Origin of the sequence: Longimicrobium sp., assembly GCF_036280135.1 — a bacterium.
Classification (GTDB): Bacteria; Gemmatimonadota; Gemmatimonadetes; order Longimicrobiales; family Longimicrobiaceae; genus Longimicrobium.
Genome location: NZ_DASURI010000078.1, coordinates 1 through 5,035, shown reverse-complemented (window position 1 = coordinate 5,035; position 5,035 = coordinate 1). Strand labels below are relative to the sequence as shown.

The window sequence follows — 5,035 nt, the reverse complement described above, 5'->3', positions numbered from 1 at the left end:
CCGATCCGCCGATCTGCCCTACTCCAACCCGCTCTTCCGCCGGTGGTAGCCGGCATACACCACCGTCACCAGCACGCCGGCGGCGGCGATCCCCTGCCCCGCGTCGATCAGCAGCTTCGCATCCTCCTCCTTGAGCTGCAGCGCGAAGCCGGCGCCGGTCACCACGGCGCCCACCACGCACCACGCCATGCACACCAGCAGCGTGAGGATCCAGTAGCGCCGCTCTTCCCGTCGCGCCTCCTGCTCGGCGGCCACGCGCTCCTCGATCATCGTCTCGTACAGGTCGCGGCGGATGGGCATGCTGTGGACGGGGCAAAAGGGGGCGGGATGCGGGCGCGGGGAGAACCCCGGACGCGGGCAGGTGTTCCCCCCGCTTCCCAAACTCGCGGCGATGAAACATCTTACACGCGCTGCTCGTTCATCCACTCCGCTCCACGCCGCGCCACCTCCCTCGCGCGGCGGACCGTTCCCCCTCTGCTTGACCTGAGATGGCGATTCGCGAAGGCCGGTGGGACTGCCCCACGTGCGGCACCCAGGGGCTGCTGGGCCGGCAGGTGCGCTGCGACGGCTGCGGCAACCCGCGCCCCGAAGGCGTCCGCTTCTACCTCCCCGAAGACGCGCCCGAAGTCACCGACGCCGCGCGCCTGTCCGAGGCCAGCGCCGGCGCCGACTGGGTGTGCGAGCACTGCGGCGCCAGCGCCCGCGCCGGGCAGACGCACTGCCCCGGCTGCGGCGCCGTCCGCGGCAGCAGCCCCGGGCAGCAGACGCACGAGTACGGCATGGACGAGGTGCCCCGCTCCGGCGGCAGGCAGCAGCCCGTCCGGGCGCTGGGCGCCGCCGCCCCGCCCCGGAAGCGGCGCGGGTGGAAGGGGCCGGCCGCGCTGGTGGCCCTCGTGGGTGGGCTGGTGTGGTGGAACGGGCCCAAGGAGGTCACGGCCACCATCGCCGCCAAGGAGTGGTCGCGCGCCGTGGAGGTGCAGGAGTACCGCACGGTCAAGGAAGAGGACTGGTCCGTGCCCCAGGGCGGACGGCAGACGAACTCGTTTCGCGCCGTCCGCGACTACCGCCAGGTGCTGGATCACTACGAGACGCGTTCGCGGCAGGTCTCGGAGCGGGTGCAGACGGGCACGCGCACGTACACGTGCGGGCAGGAGGACATGGGCAACGGGTACTTCCGCGACAAGACCTGCACGGAGCCCGAGTACGAGACGCGCTACCACACGGAGACGTACCAGGACCCCGTCTACCGGCGCGAGCCCATCTACGACACCAAGTTCGCGTACGAGATCGAGCGCTGGCTCCCCGACGACACGTCGTGGGCTCGCGGCGACGCCAGCAGGCAGCCGGCGTGGCCCACGGTGCAGATCGACCGCAACGAGCGCGAGGGCGCGCGCATCGAGCGCTACGTGCTGCGCTTTACGGACGAGGACGGCAAGACGCACGAGCAGGAGGTGAGCGCCGAGCAGTTCGCCCGCTATCGCCAGGGCCAGCCCGTGACCCTGCGGATGAAGCGCAGCGGATCCGGAAAGATCGAGATCGTGGAGCCGGAGAAGGACGGCTCCTGATCCGCCGCTCCCGATGCGCACACGAAGCCCCGCCGGACACGCGTCCGGCGGGGCTTTCAGCTTTGCTGTTCCTGTGTTCCTGTCACAAGGCTAACGATCCGAACTCATGGTTTCAAAACAGCTATCAGGTATTCGGGATCGAAGAGCCGCTGCAACGCGTCCATCTCTTCAGGGCCAAGAGTCGGATCGAGGTGGTCCAACATGGTACGTGCTCGTTCAGCCTCCACCGATAACGTTCTTTCTTCCCGAGCATCATCCACATCCAGCACACCAGCAATCAGCCGCAGAAGACTCGCACGAATTGCTACCCGTTGCTCGGCAAGCTGGACATTTTTAGTAGCTAACGCCACCTCACTCAACAACCTTCCGAAAGGACTCGGATCAAACGGCAAACCGGGGAGAGAACCTGAAATGGAGGCTCCCAGCAGGGCACCTGAATACATGAACCTCGGAGTGTACTGGCGTGAATGAAACACGAGGTCGCCAACATTCAACGAAGAATGCACATTGTCTAGCAACGGAACTGGTTTCGCGATCGCTAGAAGCTTAGCCATAGATCTTTGCATATTGAGCATTGTCTCAACATGACGAAGTGGCCACGAGATCGGGGCTCCTAATAACTGGGCTGCGCTAAACAAGCTTCTATGCGCTCCTGCTATCATCAACGGTTCAGCGAGCAATGCTTTTGGCAGATCGCTACCAAACGCAAGATAGGTTCGGTAAGCCGGACTAATGTTTACCATTTCGCAAGCGGCCGAATGTGATGCTTCCTCAAGAACAGGCGCCATAGAATTCCCAATTACGCTTTCAATCAGCATCTCCGTTTCGGCATCTCCCCGTTCAGGGCGGCCGTCCGCCGTCAAGGCATGCACATAAACGGTCATGGCGAAAAGCCCGGAAAGCAGCGTGATAAGGCCGAATACGGAAGAAAACAACACCGCCCAACGATCTACGGGAAGGGGAGTATCCAGCTCGAAACTAGATCCAACGACTGAGAGCGGCTGTGTCGTGACTAGCCAGAGAACTCCAGCTAATCCAAACAGCACCATCCCTGTAATGGGCGAAAGGTGTAGCAACTGATCGCGTAGCTTCAACCCAACGCTGCTACCTTCATAGTCCTGTTCAGTTGTCATCACTTCCTCCCGGGAAAACTCTATCTTCTACGATCTCGATCAGCAGTCCCGTTACGCCGGAGAACAGAGCGACGCTGCTCACGACGGCCAACATACGCAGTGTAGGAACATGCTCTCCCATCATGGCGGCGGGAATAGCAACGAACGATCCTCCGCAAATCGCGTAACAAGCCTGCCTCAATCGCCGCAAGACGATCTGAGTGGACCGCAAACGAACTGGTTCCGGAGGCGCCTTTTCATCCTTCCCGTCCCGCTTACGCTTCGAACCCTTTCCCATTCCCTACCCCCTTGCTGCGCCAGAGGTTCTTCACATAGTAACGTAGAATCAATGCTTTTGTGTAGCGGCGAGCGCCTGCTCCGCCTCGGGCAGGGCCAGGCGGGCCCACTCGGCGTAGCTGAGGGCGGAGGGGTGCAGGCCGTCGCCCACGACGAACGCGGGGTCGGCGCCGGCGGAGCGCGTCTGCGCCGTCACGTCCACGTAGCGGGCGCCGGCGCGGGCCGCCTCGTCGCGGTTGATGGCGTTGTAGACGTCGATCTCCGCCGCGATGCGCGCGCGGTCGCGGCCCTCGGCAAAGGGCGTGACGCCCCAGTCGGGGATGGACAGCACGATCACCCGCCGCGCGTCGCCCCCCGCGAAGCCGACGGCGCGCCGCAGCAGGTCCGTGAACTGCGCGCGGTACTCCTCGGCGTCGCGGCCGCGGTACTGGTTGTTGACGCCGATCAGCAGCGTCACGAGCGCGTACGGGCCGCGGGGGTTGGCCTCGTCGATGGCGGCGGAGAGCTCGTCCGTCGTCCAGCCGGTGCGGGCGATGATCTCCGGCTCGTCGATCGCGATGCCGCGCTCGCGGAGCAGGCCGGCAAGCCGCACGGGCCAGCGGTCCGCCTCGTCCACGCCCTCGCCGATGGTGTACGAGTCGCCCAGCGCCAGGAATCGCATCTCCCCCGCCCCTCCGCCCCTGAGTGGTTCGCTTGGCCGCGCGCACCCCGCCACCGCGAGGGCCGCCGCCAGCCCGAGAAGTATGATCTGCTTCATGTGTGGATGATGCCTCCCCGCTGCGTTCGGCGCCAGACGTGGTGCTGGTGCGATGGGCGGGGGCGGCGTATCGTACGAGTCTTCCTCATCTCCATCCCGACACACCGGTTCCCCATGGACATCCTGCATCGTCGATCCGCGCGGCGGGCGGGCCGCATTGCCCTGCTCGCGATGGTGACGTCCCAGCTGGGCGCCGCGCCGCTGGCCGGGAGCGACGCCACCACCTGCCCCATCGAGGGATTTCTCCAGGAAGTGGAGATCGACCGCGGAACGATGGCCCTCGTGGGCTACGGGCAGCTGCAGGAGGTGGATCAGCTGTTCGCGCCCATGCGCCAGCGGGCCGGCGTGTACCAGGTCCAGGTCACGCGCCGCGCCGACAACCTGTACGAGACGCGCGACGACGGCGTGTTCATCCGGACGCGCTACTGCTACCAGTATTCCCACGGGCAGACGGCGTTCGCGGACTGGAACGGCTACGCGGGCTCGCTCACCTTTCGCTGACGCCGCGAGCCCCGGCCGAAGCGGATCGGCCGGGGCTCGGGAAGGAATGCGGATGGGATGGCGCTCAGTCCACTGTCACGAAGATGCGGCCGCCGTCCACGCGCGTCTCGAACGTCTGCAGGGGCTCGGTGGCGGGCAGGCCGGTGGCGCGGCCGGTGCACACGTCGAACGTGGCGCCGTGCCAGTTGCAGACGAGCGTGGTCCCGTCCACCTCGCCCCCGTCCAGGGGCAGCTCCTCGTGCGTGCACATGCCCTGCAGCGCGTAGATCTCGCCGTCCACGTTGCACAGCACGATCTCGCGGCCACCAAGGGTGAACTCGCGCGCCTCGCCCTCCGGCACGTCGGCGAGGGGGGCGGCATCGTATTCCGGCATGGATGTTCGTCTCGTGTCGCGGGTTGTCGTGTCGGGCGACAAGATGCGCCGCCGCGACGCGTGGAGGCAAGCGGACGGGGGGCATACAGTAGGCGCGGCATCCGGCCGGAGTAAATGGCCGGGCCCGAGCCGGAGCGAGTGAACTCGCCGCAACAACTGCGGAAAGCCTCGCAAACTGTGCGAGGCTTCAACCGACCGGACGCCCGCCCCGGTGCACAAGGGCAACCTTTCTGGGGCAGTCCGCGCAGGCGGACTTCGCGATTTTCCAGCGGCGAATTCGTTCGCTCCGGCCGGGGTTTCGCAATTGTTCCGGAACTTCAACTACGTCTATTTCTCGATCCTTGATGATCCACCCAACGCGTCTGATCCGCCTCGCCACACCTGGCCGGTTGATGCTCGCCGCAATCCTGCTGCTCGCCGCATGCGGGGA

The 5,035-nt window shown here is 65.8% G+C and carries 7 protein-coding genes; 3 read left to right on the top strand and 4 right to left on the bottom strand.

Annotation, left to right across the window (positions count from 1 at the left end):
* Positions 1 to 18: 18 nt before the first annotated feature.
* Positions 19 to 300 carry a hypothetical protein gene (locus VFZ20_RS02750; protein WP_329682291.1) on the bottom strand — a complete coding sequence of 94 codons (282 nt, stop codon included), beginning with the start codon at positions 298 to 300 and terminating at the stop codon, positions 19 to 21.
* Positions 301 to 488: 188 nt separating this feature from the next.
* On the opposite strand from VFZ20_RS02750, the gene VFZ20_RS02745 reads away from it, so the two are divergent.
* Complete coding sequence (locus VFZ20_RS02745; protein WP_329682290.1) at positions 489 to 1,565, top strand: Ran-binding zinc finger domain-containing protein; 1,077 nt, start codon at positions 489 to 491, stop codon at positions 1,563 to 1,565.
* Between the two features lie 104 nt (positions 1,566 to 1,669).
* On the opposite strand, the gene VFZ20_RS02740 is transcribed toward VFZ20_RS02745, so the two are convergent.
* Both VFZ20_RS02740 and VFZ20_RS02735 read right to left on the bottom strand, forming a co-directional pair.
* Positions 1,670 to 2,698: a hypothetical protein gene (locus VFZ20_RS02740; RefSeq protein WP_329682289.1), complete on the bottom strand. Its 1,029-nt coding sequence runs from the start codon at positions 2,696 to 2,698 to the stop codon at positions 1,670 to 1,672.
* 325 nt (positions 2,699 to 3,023) lie between these two features.
* Positions 3,024 to 3,635: an SGNH/GDSL hydrolase family protein gene (locus VFZ20_RS02735; protein ID WP_329682288.1), complete on the bottom strand. Its 612-nt coding sequence runs from the start codon at positions 3,633 to 3,635 to the stop codon at positions 3,024 to 3,026.
* A 210-nt stretch (positions 3,636 to 3,845) separates the two neighbouring features.
* On the opposite strand from VFZ20_RS02735, the gene VFZ20_RS02730 reads away from it, so the two are divergent.
* Positions 3,846 to 4,232: a hypothetical protein gene (locus tag VFZ20_RS02730; RefSeq protein ID WP_329682287.1), complete on the top strand. Its 387-nt coding sequence runs from the start codon at positions 3,846 to 3,848 to the stop codon at positions 4,230 to 4,232.
* A 64-nt stretch (positions 4,233 to 4,296) separates the two neighbouring features.
* On the opposite strand, the gene VFZ20_RS02725 is transcribed toward VFZ20_RS02730, so the two are convergent.
* Complete coding sequence (locus VFZ20_RS02725; protein WP_329682286.1) at positions 4,297 to 4,605, bottom strand: non-heme iron oxygenase ferredoxin subunit; 309 nt, start codon at positions 4,603 to 4,605, stop codon at positions 4,297 to 4,299.
* Positions 4,606 to 4,816: 211 nt separating this feature from the next.
* On the opposite strand from VFZ20_RS02725, the gene VFZ20_RS02720 reads away from it, so the two are divergent.
* Positions 4,817 to 5,035 (top strand): hypothetical protein (locus VFZ20_RS02720; protein ID WP_329682285.1); only part of this gene is annotated, 219 nt, incomplete at its 3' end.